We start from the raw sequence: 18,723 nt of genomic DNA, 5'->3' as shown, positions 1-18,723 counted from the left end.
AAAATGAAAAAAGTCGCAGTTAGTTTATTTGCTGTAGTATTAGCCCAATTTGCTTCAGCACAGAGTTTAGAAAAAATGCAATGGTTCAATGAACCTGAAAAATGGGAAGTGAAAAATAAAACATTAAGTATGTTTGTAACACCTCAGAGTGATTATTGGCGTATATCTCACTATGGGTTTACTGTCGATGATGCTCCTTTTTATTATACGACATATGGAGGAGAGTTTGAGGTGAAAGTAAAAATTACGGGAGATTACAAAGCTCGTTTCGATCAAATGGGCTTGATGCTTCGTATAGATCACGAAAACTACATCAAGACAGGGATCGAATTTGTAGATGGAAAGTATAATTTAAGTACTGTGGTAACTCATAAGACCAGCGACTGGAGCGTTATTGAATTGGATAAAAAAATATCTTATGTATGGATTAAAGCTGTAAGACGTATTGATGCAGTTGAAGTCTTTTATTCTTTCGATGATAAAACATATACTATGATGCGTAATGCTTATCTGCAAGATAATACTCCGGTAATGGTAGGTTTGATGGCTGCCAGTCCTGATGGTAATGGTTTTGAGGCTAAATTCGAAAACTTTAAGGTGACTCATTTACCTGATCAAAGGAGACTGAAGTGGCTAGAAAATAATAAATAACCGTCAGTAAAAGTAGAATACATGATATGAGAGGCTATCCTTCAGGGATAGTCTCTTTTTTTATATTCTGTTCGTTATCAGGCATAAAGTTGATTGCTGCCATTTTGTCATTATTGTTGTTTGGCAAGTAATTTGAACGATAGAATATAAATGCAATATATAATAAACGAAATAAAGAAACCAAAAATATGAATTTCAACAATTTTACAATCAAATCTCAAGAGGCTGTTCAAAAAGCAATTGAGATAACGAAAGAGAAAGGACAGCAAGCTATCGAGCCTGCTCATATTCTACTTGGAGTGATTATGAGTGGTGAGAATGTTGTGAATTTTCTTTTTCAAAAGCTTGGAGCTAATCCGGCGTATATTACTTCTGTGCTTAATAAAGAAATAGACTCTTTTCCGAAAGTATCGGGTGGGGGCGAAGCATACTTAAGCCGCGAAAGTAATTCAGCTTTAGACAAAGCAATGGATTATGCTAAGAAAATGGGAGATCAATATGTATCTATCGAGCATTTGCTGTTAGGCATTTTAGCTACTAAAAGTTCGGCATCGCAGATCTTGAAAGATGCGGGAGTTTCGGAAAATGAATTGCAGCAAGCTATAAGTGAATTGCGTAAAGGTAGTAACGTAAATAGCCAAAGTGCAGAAGATACATATCAGTCTTTGGAAAAATATGCTATCAATCTGACTCAAAGAGCAAAAGACGGGAAACTTGATCCCGTGATTGGTCGTGATGAAGAAATCCGTCGGGTACTTCAGATTCTGAGTCGTAGGACAAAGAATAACCCAATACTTATCGGTGAACCCGGTACAGGAAAAACAGCTATTGCAGAAGGTCTTGCTCATCGTATTGTTCGTGGTGATGTGCCCGAAAATTTAAAAAGCAAACAAATCTATTCTTTGGATATGGGTGCTCTGATTGCAGGAGCTAAGTACAAAGGAGAATTCGAAGAGCGTCTCAAATCGGTAGTAAACGAAGTGACAAAATCGGAAGGGGAGATTATTCTTTTCATCGACGAAATACATACTCTGGTAGGAGCCGGTAAGAGCGAAGGTGCTATGGACGCAGCCAATATTTTGAAGCCAGCCTTAGCCCGTGGAGAACTGCGTTCGATAGGAGCTACCACTTTGGACGAATATCAGAAATATTTTGAGAAAGATAAAGCACTCGAACGCCGTTTCCAGATAGTGATGGTAGATGAACCAAGCGAAGTGGATGCAATATCTATCCTGCGTGGCTTGAAAGAGAAATATGAAAATCACCATAAGGTACGTATCAAAGATGAGGCTATTGTTGCAGCTGTTCAGCTTTCGAGTCGTTACATTACAGATCGTTTCTTACCTGATAAGGCAATTGACCTGATGGATGAAGCAGCTGCCAAATTGCGAATGGAAGTGGATTCTGTTCCCGAAGAGCTTGACGAAAAGAGCCGTCGTATCAAGCAACTAGAGATTGAACGAGAAGCTATCCGTCGAGAAAATGACAATCAGAAAGAAGCTGAACTGACTAAAGAGATCAGTAAACTCAAAGAAGAGGAAACAGAACTTAAAGCAAAATGGCAATCAGAAAAAGAAGTCATTAACAAGATACAGCAGAATAAAATAGATATTGAGAATGCTAAGTTTGAGGCTGAAAAAGCAGAGCGTGAGGGTGACTATGGTAAAGTCGCAGAATTACGTTACGGCAAAATAAAAGAACTGGAAACAGGCATTGCTCAACTCCAATCTCAATTGCATGACATGCAAGGCAATCAGGCAATGGTAAAGGAAGAGGTCGATTCTTTTGATATTGCAGATGTTGTTTCTCGCTGGACAGGTATACCTGTGAACAAGATGCTTCAGAGTGAAAAGGATAAGTTATTAAACCTAGAAGAAGAGCTACACAGAAGGGTTGTTGGTCAGGATGAGGCTATCTCTGCCGTATCCAATGCTATTCGCCGTAGTCGTGCAGGGTTGCAAGACCCGAAACGTCCGATAGGTTCGTTTATATTCTTGGGTACAACAGGTGTCGGTAAAACTGAACTGGCAAAAGCCTTAGCGGAGTTCTTGTTCGATGATGAGAATATGATGACACGTATAGACATGAGCGAATATCAGGAGAAATTCAGTGCTACTCGTCTTATAGGAGCACCTCCGGGATATGTAGGTTATGACGAAGGAGGTCAACTTACCGAGGCTATCCGCCGTAAACCCTATTCAGTCGTTCTTTTCGATGAGATAGAAAAAGCGCATCCCGACGTGTTTAATATACTGTTGCAAGTGCTTGATGATGGACGGTTGACAGATAATAAAGGGCGAGTGGTAAACTTTAAGAATACGATTATCATTATGACATCCAATATGGGATCTCCACTGATTCGTGAAAACTTTGCAGGTATTACGCCAAAGAATCATGATGAGGTAGTAGAAAGAACCAAGAAGGAAGTTCTCAATATGTTGAAAGTTAATATTCGTCCTGAATTTCTGAATCGTATTGACGAGATAATCATGTTCGAGCCATTAACTTTGAAAGAGATAGAGCAGGTGGTTCGTATTCAGCTCGATGGCGTTGTCCGCATGCTGAAAGGAAATGGTGTTGATCTCAAATTCGAAGATGAAGCAGTCAATTGGATTTCTCAAATGGGATTCGACCCAGAGTTTGGCGCACGTCCTGTAAAAAGGGTTATTCAGCGAATGGTGTTAGACCCGCTGTCGAGACAGTTGCTTGCCGGTACTATAGATAAATCGAAGTCTATTATAATTGATATGAGAGATGGAGAGTTAGATTTTAAGAATTAAGTATAGTGAATACATATTTTTTGAGGGGTAGTTTGATTTATTCAGCTACCCTTTTTTATTTAAATATTTTTGAGCTCATTCGTATGCTTTGATACTTTATGTGATTATTTTCACCTTATTACGACTAATATATAAATAGAGTTTTAAATTTAATAGATTATGAAAAGGAAATCATTTATCTCAAACATCCTTATGTTGATGTTTTTATTTGCTTCGATGAGCGTTTTTAGTCAAGCTCCCAACATCCCTTTAGAAGATTTTTTCAGAAACCCTGAAAAGTCATCTTATCAGATATCGCCGGATGGAAAATATTTTTCTTTTACAGCGCCTTATGAGGGACGTATGAATATTTTTGTACAAAAAGTAGGTGACAATACTCCTGTAAGATTAACTTCTGAAACAGAAAGAGATATTGCCGGTTACTTTTGGGGAAATAATAATCGCATTTTGTTCCTCAAAGATACAGGAGGCGATGAAAACTTTCAGCTATATGGGGTAAACGCTGATGGAAGTAACCTTCTTCCTCTTACAGCTTTTGAGAAGGTACGTACTACTATTATTGACGATCTGCCTGAGATAGAGAGCGAAGTTATTATTGGTCTCAATAAAAGAAATCCACAGGTGTTTGATCCGTACAGGCTAAATATCGAGACCGGAGAGCTGACAATGTTAGCTGAGAATCCCGGAAATATTCAAGGCTGGATGACAGACCACGATGGGAAATTGCGTATAGCAATCGCACTTGATGGTGTAAATCAAAGTTTATTGTATCGCGATAAAGAAAGTGATCCATTCAGAACACTTATAACTACAAGTTTTAAAGAAAGCATAAGCCCTTATTACTTTACTCCAGATAATCAGAAGTTGTATGCTACTTCTAACATTGGCAGAGATAAAGAAGCTGTCGTAATATTTGATCCGCAAACGGCTAAAGAAGTCGAAGTTTTGTACGAAAATGATACTTATGATCTGTCAGGGATTTCATATTCTCGAAAATATAAGAAATTACAGGCTGCATCTTATCAGGCTCATGAAGGAGCAAAGCGTCATTTCTTCGATAATGATTTGAAAGCTATTTTCGATAAAGTAACAGCAAAAGTATCAGGAAAACCTATTAGCGTTAGCAGCCAAAATAAAGATGAAGATATGCTGATTGTTCGTACATATAACGATAAAACCCCCGGAGGATATTATCTCTATGATGTAAAGAAAGATGAACTGACTCATATAGCAGATATTTATCCTTGAATCGATGAAAACAATATGGCCGAAATGAATTGTGTGAAGTATACTACACGTGATGGTTTAACGATAGAAGGTTACCTGACTCTACCGAAAGGATATACTTTGGAGACAGCAAAAAATCTGCCTGTAGTGGTTAATCCGCATGGTGGCCCGTGGGCACGTGATAGTTGGGGCTTTAATCCGGAGGTACAATTCTTAGCCAATAAAGGGTATGCTGTATTCCAAGTGAATTTCCGTGGATCTACCGGATTTGGTAAAAAGTTCTGGGAAATATCGTTCAAACAGTGGGGAAAAACAATGCAGGATGATATCACCGATGGTGTGGAATGGCTGAAAAAGAAAGGGATAGCAGATCCTGCTAAAATTGCCATCTACGGAGGTAGTTATGGTGGATATGCAACACTTGCCGGACTAACATTTACTCCTGATCTTTACGCTTGTGGAATTGACTATGTGGGTGTATCTAATTTATTTACTTTCCTGAAAACGATTCCTCCATATTGGAAACCAATGTTGGATATGATGCACGAAATGGTGGGAGATCCTATTGCCGATAAAGAATTATTGGAAAGTGCTTCACCTGTATTCCACGTAGATAAGATTAAAGCACCGTTGTTTGTAGCGCAAGGTGCAAATGACCCACGTGTAAATAAAGACGAATCGGATCAGATGGTTGAGGCATTGAAGAAAAGAGGTGTTGAAACCCAATATATGGTAAAAGACAATGAAGGTCATGGTTTCCACAATGAAGAGAATCGTTTCGATTTCTACCGTGCAATGGAAAGCTTCTTGTCAGCGCATATTGGTAAGTAATATTTAATTATATATAGAACTGTTTGGACTGTATAGCTATGTCATTCTGAGTGTAACGAAGAATCTCTTTTTATAATCGAGATGTTTCACTTCGTTCAACATGATAAAGAGACAAGGGTAATACACTCCAAACAGTTCTTTTATATTTTCTCAATAAAACTCTTTTTGTGACTAATGAGGATATTCCTATAAAAACTTAATAATAATGTAAAATGTAGATTGCTTTTGTTTAAGTAGGTAAAGTCTTTTGTCCATAAAGGTTAGAATCTAAATAAATCCTTGAAAAAGTATTTAAACTTCCACCACATTCCGTATAGTTTTCGCAATTGAAAACGGCGATTGTAATGACGCATACTTTTGTAGTAAACATTTCGGCGAGCTTGTATCGGATACTTATCTATGATAGACCAATCCATTACCTCTCCCAAAGGAATCAGTTCGTTTGTTGAGACTGCTTCTATTTTATATTTTTTTGCTAGCATTGAATATATGCTTTGGTCGTGACGGTTCTCTTGAAATCCTTTTAAGTTAGGACTTCTCGAAGGAGCATCTGTAATAAGACTGAAATCATCATCAATAACTTTCACCCATTCGTTGACAAAGGCAGTTGACACAGGTCCTTTTTTTATAAATATGATCCCTGCCTCATATTGGGTTGTTTGCGTTACTTCTGTATTGTCTCTGACGCCAAAGTAATCAAAAATGTCACCTTTAGTCCATTCAGATTCAAATCGTAGACCTTCCGGCATACCGTTATAGTTTTTCTCAAAACTTCTGAAACCTAACATTCCTGAAGGGCTTTTTTCTACTATGTCATAATATTCCGTCAGGCGTTCTTTCCCATTCGGGTTTAGGTAGCATCCTACATCTGTATAGAGCAAAATGTCACCATCATTCATCATGTCGAGAGTCTTCTTTATCAAAGGTGGTTTCCAACACCAGTAGCCATATCCTTTTGAATAAGGATACATATATCGACCCCATTTCTTCCTGAAATCTTTACTTAGGTCTTTTTCGGTATATGTATATATTTCGTCGAATACTCCCATCGCTTCGGCATTTTGTACAAACTGAGGAAATCCCGGAGCTAATAATGTATTACCAAATGTACATAATACTTTTTTCATGCAAGGATGTCTAATTATAATCTATCTTTGAACCAATATTTTACTCTCCACCATCTGCTATAAAGCTTTCTTAACCTAAAGCGATGTTTGTAGTGATATCTGCTTGGGTAATATTTATCTCTGCGAGCTTGTATGGGATATTTTTCGAGAAGATTCCAGTCTCGTTGAAATATTTCGTTTGTGGAAATTTCTGCTATCCCATACTTTTTGGCAAGGATAGAATAAATACTTTGATCGTGCCTGTTTTCTTTAAATCCGGGTAAGTTAGGGATTCGTGACGGTGAATCTGTAGCAAGACTATAATCATCGAGATATGCCTGATACCAGTCTCTAACAAACTGCATCACAACAGGGCTCTTTTTGAAAAAAATAATAGTAGATTCAAATTGAGGTGTATGTGTATAAGCCTTATCGTTATATACACCATAATATTCAAACAGATCGCCCTTTGTCCATTCATATTCATAATAAAGAGTTTCGGGCATGCCGTTGTAGCTGACCTCTTGGCTCTTTACTCCAAGTATTCCTGTTGGAGTTTTTTCTACAATATCATAATACTCTAAGAGTCGTTCTTTGCCTTTGGGATTAAAATAACAGCCAATGTCTGAATAGAGAAGTATATCCCCCTCCTCCATTTTCTCCAATATCTTGAGTATGAAATAGGGTTTCCAACACCAATATCCAAAACCTCTGGAGTATGGGATCAGGTATCGTCCCCATTTTTTGTAAAAGTTTGCATCTAAATCTTTTTCACAGACAGTATATATATCATCAAAGATATCCATACTTTCAGCCATGCTTCTGAAGCGGGGAAAGCCTTCTGTTAAGTAATAGCTACCAAATGTACAGATTGCTTTTTTCATTAAGTTTTGCGTTAATAATTGATACAAAAATAGGGCATTTTTCGAATAAAACACCCTATCTTATTTTGATTGTTAGTTAATTACATTACTTTATTGCTTTACTTCTACCCATTGTCCGGTAGTACGTCCATTTATATCAGGGCTATACATAGCAGAACTTGCTACAGCCGGAAGATAGAATTTGCCACAATACGCAGCCTGCAATCTGACCTTGAATGACATCGAATATCCCGTACCTAGATTGAAGTAAGTATATACTCTGTCATCTCTGATGTCTTGATAGTTATACGCACCGGCTGTTCTTGTATCGGCTTCGTTGAACAAGCGATTGTTGAATATCTCCCATCCTGAGGCAAATATCTGATCGAGTGTCATATCTGTAAGATATTGTCCCGAAATGTTTTGAACAATCACATTTGCATAGAATTCTGTTCCTTGTCGTAGAGAAGAAACATCCAGCTCTTTGCCGTTTTCGTCTATATATTTTACATATAGTTTTACTCCATTCGCTTCGGCAGGATTCTTGTCTGTCAAAGGTTGTGTTTTACCTAACAGACGAACAAATATATCACCCTGTCCCTTATTCTTAATCGATATGTTTACCTTATCGTGAGGTTTTATATTTACTTCTTGGAAAACATCTCCCGAGTTATTTACTTTTTGAGGAACTCCATTCAACGACCATTCGTAAGAGATAACACCTTTACCCATTTTTTCAGCCAGTCGAGACATAGCGATCAAACCATAAGCTGCAGTTTGGGTAGTTATATAACTTCCGCTCAGGTATTCAGATACCTTGAATGAGAGTTTTAGCGCTTTTTGTGTCTGTCCTAGCAAGAGGTATGTCTCCATTATCATAGCCATATCACGCTGAGAACTACCAAATGTGTTGTTACTGAATGCATAATGTTCTACCTGATCGCTAGCATTGTTTGTCAGTTGCAGTGCTGCATCTTTCTTCCCTGCTAAGGCGTAGGCAGCAGCCAACCTCCAACGAGCCTGTACTGATAAGCCTTGCATTTCTTTCAATCGGTTCATCGCTCCCAACTCAGGATCTCCGGCAAGCGCCAAAGTATATAAGCGATATGCTTGCTGTAAGTCACTCATCGAGTAAGTATAATAAGAACTGTAAAGGTTACCCTTATTCCATGTTTGAGCAGCTTTTTTCTGGAACTGTTTCCACTTGTTGATTACTGATGTTGGAACTTCCCATCCTGCTTTCTGTGCTTCCAGCAAGAAGTGTCCGGCATAGCTGCTTACCCATTCATCCGGATAACGGTTGCCCGGCCAGTAAACAATACCACCGTCGCCAAGTTGACGTGAAACGATCGTCTGAATAGCCCCTTTTACGTTATCTGTTACTATAACTTCTTTTTCTTTTTCGGTAAGAGGTCTGAATTTCTCTAAGAATAGTAGCGGGAACCCTTTTGATGTTACTTGCTCGGTACATCCGTGAGGATAGTAGCGCAAATAAGTTAATGTGTTATTCAGGTTCACTCCCGGCATACGTGATACTTCGAGTTTTGCCCAGTCTTCAGCTTTGATGTCTTCGAATGATATGGCTAGATGTGCCGTATCATTTGGCGAAACAAGAGCGTGAGAACTTAACAGGACATTCGGATTCGGATTGCGAATCTCAATATCAATTGTTTCTGTTGCAGATTCTCCTCCTCCTGTCGCTCTAATCACAACTTTTTCATAGCCTGTTTTCTTGCCGACTTTCACTTTAAAGTAAACCATCTTATCGCCTACATTCGTAAATGATACAGATTTAGAAGTTCCTTCTGTAAACTGGAATATACCCTTCGATTCTACTGTCAGATTTACAGTTTTCACTTTCTTATCCATCGCAAATACATTTACAGGAAGCAAGAACTCTTCGTCAGGACCTGCCACACGTGGTAATGTCGATAATATCATTAGAGGATTTCTTACAGGAACAGTTTTCTCACCACTTCCGTAAGCACCTTTTTTATTTCCGGCAACAACCATTACACGTACTGATCCGAAATAAGATGGAAGTTTGATTTTGTGCGTATCCGTTTTACCTCCGCTTATTGTAAATGGACCCATATATTTTACTACAGGTTTAAATCGGCTCATAACATTGTTGGCTGGTTTCAAAGCTTCGTCACCACCGATGCTCAACAGAGGACCAAGCTTGCCCGTTTGTGCACCTACTACCATATCGAACATATCCCATGTGCGTACACCCAGAGCCTGACGTGCATAAAAATCAGCCCAGGCATTTGGTGTTTTGAATGATGTGAGGTCTAACAACCCTTCATCTACAATAGCGAGGGTATAAGTCATCTCTTTTTTGTTCTTTTCGGATATGGAAACACTGAATTCTTTTTCCGGACGGAGTTCATCCGGCATCGTGATGACAGGATTCAGTTCCGTTTCCTTATTTTCCACATTGATATTCAATATACCATACATACGGATAGGCAGGTCATTGTCTGTTTGCGCATGCGGTTGTAACTGGCTGGCGGCAATGTAGAAGTTAGGTGTCATTTCTTCTGTCACCTTGAAGGTGTGTTTGCTATCTTCTGTCGCACTTGTCTTTACCCATTCGCGCGAAATGATACGTGAGCCATCCTCTATGGTAATCAAGGTGCGACCCTTTGAACTTTTTGGCAAAATTACGGTAACAGTTTCTCCAACTTTGTAAGACTGCTTATCTGTAGAGAACGAAAGCATTGTTAATCCGCTTGGGTCATCTTTCTCCGAGCGTCCTCTCCACGATGGCCAATCCACATAGAATACTCTCCCTGTGATGTGTCCGCTCTGTTCATCTTTTACCATGATGAGATAACGTCCCCAATCCGGATAGTTTACACGGAACTTGGCTTTCGCTTTTCCTGCCGAAGTTGAAATGTTTTCATTTAAGAGTACTTCGGTAGATGTATTATTCACATAAGAAGCCAAATTATCATTGGTATTCCACCACCAAGACCATTTTAACTTATAAATTTTCACATTTACATTCGAGCGGTTAATCGGTTTTCCTTCGGGGCTGAGAGTAACAATATCAAACATATTGTCCTTGTCTGTCTCCAACCAGCCGTAATCGCTACTTGTTGGGACTTTAACTCCTACATATGCCGAGTATGGAGAGTAAGCTGCAGTTTGAGTATATATACTGGCATCTCCCCCCGACTCAAATACTCGGGAAACGATATTCGCTCGCAACATTCCCGGTGCGCTAGAAGCCTGAGGCAGGCTTGTTCTCACCGTTGCATTCCCTTGTGCATCAAGTTTCCCTTCAAAAACTGTATAGGTATCGGACGCAAAGTTCGACGTTGGATTGTTGAAAGTATAAGTTTCGTATCCTTTGAAAGGATTGGATGCTTTACTTAATGTCATTTCTACTTTTGCTGCCAGATTTGCTGCCGGAGCACCATGTAGCCACTGCGAAGACAACGGAGCGGAAAATGTGCCGCTGCCTGCGTTTATCATTTCACCTGCATCAAGTCGTACTTTTAAACGGTTCGGCTTAACGGTTTCTATTTTCAAAGTCTTTGAGAATGCTACTCCTCCCACCTTTACACGTGCCCTCCAGTTGCCTGTGATAGCATTCGGGTCGGTAGCCATACGGAAAGCATAGAATCCATCTTTACCCGTAGTGGATACATAACGTTGAGCCATTTGCCCGCGTGGAGTATATAGTTCGAGCGAAACAGGATGATCTTTTGGTAATGTCTGATGTCTATCTTCGAGAATAAAGGTGACAAATATAGAATCGCCCGGACGCCACACGCCTCGCTCTCCATAGATATACCCTTTCAATCCTTTTTGTATCTCTTGTCCGCTAACATCAAAGTTGCTAAGCGATAAAGAAAGGTTTGAAGTAACCTTCAGATATCCTTTTTCTTTACCATGCGATGCAATAACTGCAAACGGAACACCTCCCTTGTATTCTATTTCTGTAAACCCGTCTCCATCTGTTTTGCCTGTGCCAATGCGCTGCATCTGATAGTTGTAAATATCAACGGTTGCACCCGAAATAGGGTTTGTAGTTAATATATCTGTAAGGGCTACTGTCATTTTCTTTTCGGAGCCCATCTTTGCAGTGATACCAATGTTGGATGCTAATACAACGACCTCTGATGTTTTGTTCATGTAATATGTCGGGTCGCAAGGATTATTTCTTTCTTGCCAGTTATATTCATCCCAATCCCATTCGTCGGAGTAGTAATAATATCCGGGATTATCCCATTGCTTTTCGTCTTCTTCGTCCATTTCATTGTCGAAACGCTGTAATGCAGCATCTTTCGGTATCTGAGGAATTATACCGTCGCAAGGATAAAGAGAGTATTCTTTTTTCATGGTGAATTCTACCTTGTATACTGCTCCCGGATCTTGCTTTATCAATTTTGCCATATCCAGAGAGAATGTATTCCATTCATCCAGTTTCATCGTAGGGTCTTCATCCAGTCGGATACGTTTTTTTAGAATCAGACGGCCGAAACGTTTTAGCTCATTGCTTCCTCCAAAATCATTCGACTGTAGATAACCCAATATATTGTTTTCGTATATCTTAATAACTTTCACATCTACCGCCCATAGGTTGACAGCTTTGAATGGAATGATAAGATTCTCCGAATTGGGTAGTATATTACCCGCATTAGGTACTTCTATTTCGGGTTTGTTCTTTTCAAAATTTACACTGAACGTATAGTCTTTCTCAAGAGTCTTGTTTTGTGAGTTTCTCAGCTCTTTGAATATTTTCAGATCGGTACTTGTACCTCTTGTCGTTTTATCAAGATAGAGTTTCATTATATTTTTCTGAATATCGAAAGAGAAACTTTCTATAATACCCGGTTTTATCAGCCCCTGTATATTCTGATTTAGAGATAGAGGATCACTGAATGTAATGCGAACGCATTCTTGCGGAGAATATTCCATTGATACGTCCAATACCTTAAAATCGGAGATTGCAGGGATAATGATTTTTTGCTCATCATCTCTTTTTGCATTTATGGCACTCCCCTTTATGCTCAATGTATATTCTATTTCTTTTGTACCTCTGTAAAGGCTGTCTATCGTTAGATTGTATCTACCTTTTATTTCGCTTGGAGTAATCTTTATTTTAGCATCTTTAGATTTATCTCCGCCCGATAAAGAGAACATACTTTTTACATCGTCTGTGTTGGCCTCATCCGCTAAAAGAACTTCGCCTTGTACAGTATTCCATACAAGGTCATTATCTTTCATTTGAGTATAAGGGCGTAGGTTTACATTGAAGTTTTGTTCAGGCACACGGAAAAAAAAGTAGAACTCTTTGAAGTCGCTATCTACTTTCAAAACTTTGTCGAGTTTGAACCAAGCATCATATTCTGTCCCTTGTTTCAACTCTCCGGGCCCAGGTACAAATTTGATAGTACGTGTGCTGGTCCAGTAGGCTTTACCTTTTATCGATGGAGAAAATTCAAATAGCTCCTGCTCGATTTCTTTATTGAGCTCGGCTGTCGGAATATCTTGTGTAAGTTCGATTTGGATCTCCGAAGAGGAAGATATTTTTCCATAGGTAAATGCGGCAATATATTTTGCAAACTCGGAGTTGATCTCTTTACTACCACTTTTTCTACATGAATTTAGACTAAAAAGACATGCTATGACGATCAGGCTAAGGGTGAATAGGTATTTTTTCATAAATTGTGCTATTGATGCAAGTTAGTATAAGTACAAATATATGAGAATATTTTCGATAAAGAGATTGATTGTATTTACTTTTTATAAAACACATATAAATTGTTTACTCTGTAAAGATTCTGTTTTCTAGCGCTTTATGTATTTGTTTCAAAAAAACAGAAAAAAGTTGTAACTATATTCTCCAGATTATCGTCTTATGTATAGAAGCGCTTTTCAAATAATTTGTAAAAAGATTAAGAAATATTTAAAGTAAATACAGTCATGAGAACAACAATATTAACATCACTTTTAGTCGTATTATTATCTGTAGCAAATGCATATGCAGGGAGTCCTAAAACCAGAGTTTATAGCAATAATGACGACAAAACGAAAGAGTACGTAACGGTAGATAAAGAAACCTCGAAGGCGTTGGACAAAACAGTATATAAATATAGTACTGATGGTTCTTTACAAGAAAGAATACTTTACAAATGGGTAGATAAAGAAGGTTGGGTAGGAGTTCAAAAGTACAGTTATGAATATAACAATAAAGGACAAGTGGTAGATATTGCTTACACAACATGGGATCAGGGTATATCTACATGGTCGTTACAGTCTCAACACTTGCAACACATATATGATGCACAGGGTGAATTGTTGGCAGTAGTGCAGGTGAATTCAAAAGATAATCTGACAGCAATAAAATAGAACTTATATTTATCAACACGGTATTGTGATCCTGCTTCCCGAAAAGAGGCAGGATTTTTTATATAAACAGATATAAGCTGAATGCCATGACCAGCATTCCGGCGACGAGTCCCATGATGGAAATATGATGTTTTCCGTATTTTTCGGCACTAGGCAAAAGTTCGTCCAACGAGATGAACACCATAATGCCCGACACCGCAGCCAGTATAAGCCCATTTATAGCAGGAGTCCAAAACTGTAAAAGGAAAAAATAGGCAATCAGAGCACCGAACGGCTCAGCCAGACCGGATGCAAACGAAAGCCAGAAAGCCTTTTGTCGGCTGCCTGTTGCATGATATATGGGTACAGCTACAGCAATTCCTTCGGGGATATTATGTATTGCTATCGCTATCGTAATCGGTATGGCAACATCTAAAGAACCAAGAGCAGAAGTAAACGTGGCTATCCCTTCGGGGAAATTATGAATTGCTATAGACATGGCCACTACGATACCGGTACGTTTCAATGCTCGTTTTTTTATACCCATATCTTCTACTCCTTGTATTTCATGAGGGTTTAGAGACTCGGGGATAAGAAAGTCTATGAGATTGATAAATGCAATTCCTATAAAAAATGCCAGAATAAGATATAGTGTACCCAGTTTTTCTCCATAAGCAGCTATCAGTTCTATTTTCCCTTCGGGTATCATTTCCATAAAAGAAACGTATAGCATGATTCCTGCCGAAAAGCCGAGAGAAGCACAAAGGAAATTCGTATTTGTATGTCTTGCCAATAACGCAATCAGGCTGCCTATTCCGGTAGATAGCCCGGCTATAGCAGTAAGTATAAAAGCTAGTAATATATTATAATCCGACATCCTTAGTAGCGTGTTATGAATGTAAAGGTATGATATAGTTTTTATTTTGAAAACTATATTTTTTATAGATTGTTCTTGATATGAACATTTTTGGTACATTTAAAGTTTAAATCACACAAAAATATAATTATGTCTACATATAGGGTTCATTACATTCAACATGTCCCATACGAAGGGTTAGGATATATCGAAAAATGGGTAAAGGATAACGGTTATAATTTAACCGTAACCAAAATTTATGAGGATTATAAGTTTCCTGATCAGGATGACTTTGATATGCTCGTAATTATGGGAGGCCCTATGGGGACTTATGAAGAAGACAGCTATCCTTGGTTGAAAGATGAAAAGCTCTTTGTACGAAAAGCAATTGAATCAGACAAAGCTGTGCTAGGTATTTGCTTGGGTTCGCAGATAATAGCCAATGCATTGGGAGCCGCAGTATATCCAAATAAGGAAAAAGAAATAGGCTGGTTGCCCATATCGTTTGTTGACAAAGAATCTCAGGACTTATTCGGAAGTGAAACCGTGTCTCCTATTGTTTTCCAATGGCACGGCGATACATTTGATTTGCCCGCAGGAACCAAACTGCTCGCTTCGAGTGAGGCATGTGTTAATCAGGCTTTTTCGTATAAAGAAAAGGTTATCGGCTTACAGTTCCATTTTGAAGCAACTGAAAAAAGCTGTGCCGATATACTCAACAATAGTGATGAAGAACTTGTTGGAGGAAAATATATTCAATCGGAAGATTATATAAGAAAAAACACTCAATATATTCCGTCATGCAATAAGATGATAGAAACAATCTTGAATAAACTGATCAGACTATGACGCATCCTGAGAAAAAAGCAAACACAGGAGCTTTGTTATTTATCCTGTGTCTGGCTTCTTCGCTTGTGCCTTTTATAAGCTCGGCTCTAAACCTTGCGCTGCCGTATATCAACAAAGACTTGTCGCTCAACGCTGTTATGTCGGGATGGGTGCCGACTTCTTATATGCTGTCTACAGCCATTTTGCAAATACCCTGTGCCCGTATGGCAGACATGATAGGACGCAAAAAGGTGTTTATATGGGGGGTAGTTATTCTGACTATATTTTCGGTATTGAGTGGATTGGCAACAACAGGGGTTATGCTTATCATTTATCGTTTCCTTGCTGGAATCGGTAGTGCCATGATGTTTGGTACCAGTACCGCTATTCTTACCTCTTCTGTCCCTGCCGAAAAACGGGGGAAAGCTATGGGGGTAGTTGCTGCAACTGTTTACTCATCATTGGCTGCCGGACCTTTTGTGGGTGGTTTGCTTACTCAGTATTTCAATTGGCATAGTATCTTTTTTGTTTCTGCGGCTATTTGCTTTATCGTCGCCATAGGTGGATATTATATCATAAAAGAAGACTGGAAAGAAGAGGCTAAAAGTAAATTTGATACGATAGGCTCTATCTTGTTTGCTATTGGGCTGTTTGCTCTGATCTATGGTTTTGCGGAATTACCTCACATTCAGGGTTTCATTTTTATTGTAATAGGTGTAATCGTATTATTCTTATTTGCTTTGTATGAAAAGAAACAAGAGTTTCCGGTGTTTAACATTCGTGTTTTTATCGGTAACAAAATGTTTCGGATGTCTTCGTTGTCTGCTCTGATAAATTATTCGGCGACATTTGCCATTTCCTTTATGTTGAGCTTGTATCTTCAATATGTGCGGGGATTATCTCCTCGCGATGCGGGACTAATACTTATCATACAATCTGTTATACAGGCTATCGCCGCTTTGAGGTCAGGAAGCTTGTCCGACAAGATGTCTCCTACATTTCTGGCAACTATAGGTATGTCTATCATTGCGGTCGGGTTGGGTGGATTGTGCTTTATTACCGAGACTACAAGCTATTACTTTATTGGTATCATGATGGTTCTTTTGGGGTTAGGATTTGGTATATTCTCTTCTCCAAATACAAATATTATAATGAGTTCGGTAGAAAGAAAACATTATGGACTGGCATCAGCAACGATGGGTACAATGAGGCTTACAGGACAGTCTCTGAGTATGGGGATAGCTATAATGGCAATGTCGATAATGATAGGTAATATCGATTTGTCTTTAGCACCGCACCCTCAGTTTATAGGGAGCATGCGTATTACATTCATCACCTTCTTTGTGCTTTGTCTCTTTGGAGTATATGCTTCTTCGGTGAGGGAAAAGAAGAAACCGAAAGAATAAACTTCTATTTTACTTTTCTTCTTATTATTACAATATTCAGCGAGGATAAAAGTAAGAATATACATACTCCGGCAATCAGAGTGATCATAATATCCGAACCTTCGAACTCACTCCATACATTGCGTACAATATCGCTGTACTTGATGCGTATCACCAAGACCGATGCAATTGCAAGTGTGAGTATCGCAAGATTCATCCCGATAGCCATTAATTCGTAAGGGCGCACTACCACGCTTTTTGCATAACCTATCAGACGAAGATTCCGTAGTTTTTCCATATTCTTTTCTAATAACAGATAGATGCTAAGTGTAAGCACAAAAAAAGCTAGTGCACAGATTATTATTCCTATTGCAATAACAATGCCTACCATTATCTTGAGGAAGTACGACATTTTACTCACTGCCGAGTTTTCGCCTTCTACTTCATAGTTATTCTTTTTGAGAAAGGTCGCAATATTTGGGTCGGCAGGATTGTTTACTTCTACCATTAGTCGGCTGGGATTGGAGACGGCTTGTTCGCCGTAGTTTTCGTTTGCCCATTTCATAAAAGATTCGGGAACAAGGATTGTGTTTATCCGATTCGAAAAACCGGCTATTTGCCCCTTAAACTCCTTATGTTGCCATTTACCCGATATGGTGATGTTGAAATTCACCATTCCGATTACACTCTGCGAAAGTTTCGGCATAGAGCGAGCTTCAGCAAAACCAAAATTGTAAAGGTCAAGGTAGTTTTTAGGAAGGATAATAGGAACGAATTCATCATCGGGACTAAACTTCCATCTGTCGGTCTTCACATCTATGAAATCATCAGGAACCGATTCGAAAAACATTTCGGTGTTGAAACCTCCCTGATTGGTATTTATTCCTCCAAAAACCTTATATCTCGAAGCGATAAATGCTCCTACCTGCGTTGCAAAACTGGTGTTTTCTATATTCTTAATTTCTTCGGCCGAAAAACCTGATGCTTGAGGGTTCAGTGTATTGTAGATGCCGACTTGTTTTGTTAGTACCAGAAAATCCCTCTTCATGATAGTATCCTTTTCCGAAAATAAGGGATTGATATCCACGTAAAACTGGAGGCCGAGCAGAACAATTGTTAATCCGATAAGATTGGCAATGAAGAATCCGGCAAACTGTCCTTTGCTTATATTTTGTTTCAAGAGCTTCCAAACCAGATTCATAGCGATAATATTTGAGAGTAATCCATTGGTAAATCTTTGCCTATCGAGGTGACTATCAATCCCGCATGCTGTGCTCTTACCTCTTCGAGGATAAGCTCAGTAATGATTTTGGCATTGTTGTCATCAAGATGGCTGATGGGTTCGTCGAGGATAAGAAAGTCGAAAGGTTGGCAAAGCGAGCGGATAATTGCGACACGTTGCTGCTGTCCCCAAGACATTTTTCCTATTGGTTGGTCTTTCTTGTCACTGATGCCCAACCTGTCGAACATCGAATTGATTTCCGATTCTGTTTTGTGGTGAGTGAGATTGTTTTTTAGCCGGATGTTTTCCAGTGCTGTCAATTCGGGAAAAAGACGCAGTTCTTGAAATAGGAGGCTCAAATGTTTTGATCTGATGTTATCCCATTTTTTTCTCTTTATATTTTTGACTTCTGCTTCGTCAAAAAAGATGTTTCCCGAAAAATCGGCTCTGTAGCCATAGATATAGCTACAGAGCGAACTTTTTCCTAGGCCTGATTCTGCTTTTATCAGGTATGTTTTTCCCTTCTCAAAAGTGACGTCTTGTTTCCAGATATCTGATTTTATATCTTTTATCTCCGAGAAGACATCAGGAAGGGCGTTTCTTAATTGTATCGTATTCATCCATGTTTA

Annotated in this window: 11 protein-coding genes and 1 pseudogene; 6 read left to right on the top strand and 6 right to left on the bottom strand. The window is 38.9% G+C overall.

Annotated features, from left to right (window positions below; all coding sequences use genetic code 11):
* The first annotated feature begins 3 nt into the window (after positions 1–3).
* The 3 genes and pseudogenes from E4T88_RS15415 (at position 4) to E4T88_RS15405 (ending at position 5,489) form a co-directional block, all read left to right on the top strand.
* Positions 4–651: a DUF1349 domain-containing protein gene (locus E4T88_RS15415; RefSeq protein ID WP_135107003.1), complete on the top strand. Its 648-nt coding sequence runs from the start codon at positions 4–6 to the stop codon at positions 649–651.
* A gap of 188 nt (positions 652–839) precedes the next feature.
* Entirely contained in the window at positions 840–3,431 is a 2,592-nt protein-coding gene (clpB, locus tag E4T88_RS15410; RefSeq protein ID WP_135107001.1) for an ATP-dependent chaperone ClpB, read from the top strand.
* A 198-nt stretch (positions 3,432–3,629) separates the two neighbouring features.
* A pseudogene (locus E4T88_RS15405) lies at positions 3,630–5,489 on the top strand (S9 family peptidase).
* Positions 5,490–5,749: 260 nt separating this feature from the next.
* On the opposite strand, the gene E4T88_RS15400 reads toward E4T88_RS15405, so the two are convergent.
* From E4T88_RS15400 to E4T88_RS15390, 3 genes are all read right to left on the bottom strand, one after another.
* The gene (locus E4T88_RS15400; protein WP_135106999.1) at positions 5,750–6,616 is read right to left on the bottom strand and encodes a hypothetical protein; all 867 of its coding nucleotides are present in this window, start codon (positions 6,614–6,616) and stop codon (positions 5,750–5,752) included.
* Positions 6,617–6,630: 14 nt separating this feature from the next.
* Positions 6,631–7,479, bottom strand: coding sequence for a hypothetical protein (locus E4T88_RS15395; RefSeq protein ID WP_135106997.1), 849 nt, complete (start codon positions 7,477–7,479; stop codon positions 6,631–6,633).
* A 90-nt stretch (positions 7,480–7,569) separates the two neighbouring features.
* The gene (locus tag E4T88_RS15390; RefSeq protein ID WP_135106995.1) at positions 7,570–13,137 is read right to left on the bottom strand and encodes an alpha-2-macroglobulin family protein; all 5,568 of its coding nucleotides are present in this window, start codon (positions 13,135–13,137) and stop codon (positions 7,570–7,572) included.
* A 240-nt stretch (positions 13,138–13,377) separates the two neighbouring features.
* Between E4T88_RS15390 and E4T88_RS15385 the strand changes: the two genes are divergently transcribed.
* Positions 13,378–13,824 carry a DUF3836 domain-containing protein gene (locus tag E4T88_RS15385; protein WP_260393717.1) on the top strand — a complete coding sequence of 149 codons (447 nt, stop codon included), beginning with the start codon at positions 13,378–13,380 and terminating at the stop codon, positions 13,822–13,824.
* 58 nt (positions 13,825–13,882) lie between these two features.
* On the opposite strand, the gene zupT is transcribed toward E4T88_RS15385, so the two are convergent.
* A complete protein-coding gene (gene zupT, locus E4T88_RS15380) occupies positions 13,883–14,680 on the bottom strand; it encodes a zinc transporter ZupT (RefSeq protein ID WP_135106991.1) in 798 nt (265 codons plus the stop codon).
* 129 nt (positions 14,681–14,809) lie between these two features.
* On the opposite strand from zupT, the gene E4T88_RS15375 reads away from it, so the two are divergent.
* Complete coding sequence (locus E4T88_RS15375) at positions 14,810–15,508, top strand: type 1 glutamine amidotransferase (RefSeq protein WP_135106989.1); 699 nt, start codon at positions 14,810–14,812, stop codon at positions 15,506–15,508.
* Positions 15,505–16,893: an MFS transporter gene (locus tag E4T88_RS15370; RefSeq protein ID WP_135106987.1), complete on the top strand. Its 1,389-nt coding sequence runs from the start codon at positions 15,505–15,507 to the stop codon at positions 16,891–16,893. The genes E4T88_RS15375 and E4T88_RS15370 overlap by 4 nt, the downstream gene beginning before the upstream one ends.
* Positions 16,894–16,897: 4 nt before the next feature.
* On the opposite strand, the gene E4T88_RS15365 is transcribed toward E4T88_RS15370, so the two are convergent.
* Together E4T88_RS15365 and E4T88_RS15360 are read right to left on the bottom strand one after the other, a co-directional pair.
* Positions 16,898–18,073, bottom strand: a complete 1,176-nt coding sequence (locus E4T88_RS15365) for a transporter (RefSeq protein WP_135106985.1) — start codon at positions 18,071–18,073, stop codon at positions 16,898–16,900.
* A complete protein-coding gene (locus E4T88_RS15360; protein ID WP_135106984.1) occupies positions 18,070–18,714 on the bottom strand; it encodes an ATP-binding cassette domain-containing protein in 645 nt (214 codons plus the stop codon). Before E4T88_RS15360 ends, E4T88_RS15365 begins: the two co-directional genes overlap by 4 nt.
* Positions 18,715–18,723: the final 9 nt, after the last annotated feature.

Origin of the sequence: Dysgonomonas mossii (genome assembly GCF_004569505.1) — a bacterium.
In the GTDB taxonomy this organism is placed as follows: domain Bacteria; phylum Bacteroidota; class Bacteroidia; order Bacteroidales; family Dysgonomonadaceae; genus Dysgonomonas.
This window is presented reverse-complemented; position numbering and strand designations above follow the sequence as displayed.